Origin of the sequence: Aquimarina agarivorans, from assembly GCF_000218485.1 — a bacterium.
Taxonomy (GTDB): domain Bacteria; phylum Bacteroidota; class Bacteroidia; order Flavobacteriales; family Flavobacteriaceae; genus Aquimarina; species Aquimarina agarivorans.
The window spans coordinates 1-859 of record NZ_AFPB01000040.1; the positions used below are offsets into that span (position 1 = coordinate 1).

General features: G+C 33.2%; 2 protein-coding genes. Both read left to right on the top strand.

From position 1 onward, the window contains the following. On the top strand, positions 1-563 hold a 563-nt coding region (tssD, locus tag GMC_RS18670; protein ID WP_010520549.1), incomplete at its 5' end, for a type VI secretion system tube protein TssD. Positions 564-566: 3 nt separating this feature from the next. Then, a partial coding sequence (locus tag GMC_RS0101915) for a LysM peptidoglycan-binding domain-containing protein (RefSeq protein ID WP_010520550.1) occupies positions 567-859 on the top strand: 293 nt, incomplete at its 3' end.

An 859-nucleotide genomic window follows, 5' to 3' on the forward strand; every position in this document is an offset into this window, starting at 1 on the left:
CACCTAAAGATGTTACTGAATTTTTTACCGTAGCAGTATCATCCAGACAGATGGTTAGTGGTCATGTCCGATTTTATCAACGTGATGGGCTACACAAACACAAAGATTGGGAATTTGCTAATGCCTATATGTTGCATTTTCATGAGTCTTTTAACTACAAGGATAACAAACCCATGACTTGCAACATTATTCTAAGTCCAGGCATTTTAAGGGTTAATGGTTTTGTCTATGAAAACGAATGGAATCCTAGTAATCCGTTTGAAAAACAAGCAGCTCCAGCTATAATTGAAAATGAAAATTTAGAACCAGTTATTACAAACGGCTATTATACCAATCTTGCAGGAGAAAAAATAGACGACTATCAATTGGTTAGTGGAGAAAAAGTATACTATGTATTACATACCTCAAATGCTGTGGGAAAATATATAGATTTAGACTTAACCAATACTCAAAACGATTTTAAATACCAAGGCAATGTTTTTGAAAACGACCAACTTGAAGACCTAAAAGTAACCGCTGACACTCAAAAAATAAAACTACAAGTAATTAGACAAACCAACTAAGCTATGCCTACAGTACGATTTAAAGGAGAATATTCACATATTACTTTTACTTCTCCCGATCTTAAAATTTTTAGACCTAAGATTAACAAAGCCTATTTTGCTACTGCAAAAATTGAAGAGGTTACAACTACTAGCACAACAGAAACAGTGCAAGAAACATATGTAGTGGCAAATGGTGATACATTAAGTAAAATAGCCACTAAAAAAAGTACTACGGTTGATGCTATCATTGAAAGTGATGATAAACTAACCGAAGCTAATAAAGATAAACTGAAAGTTGGGCAAAAAATATTAAC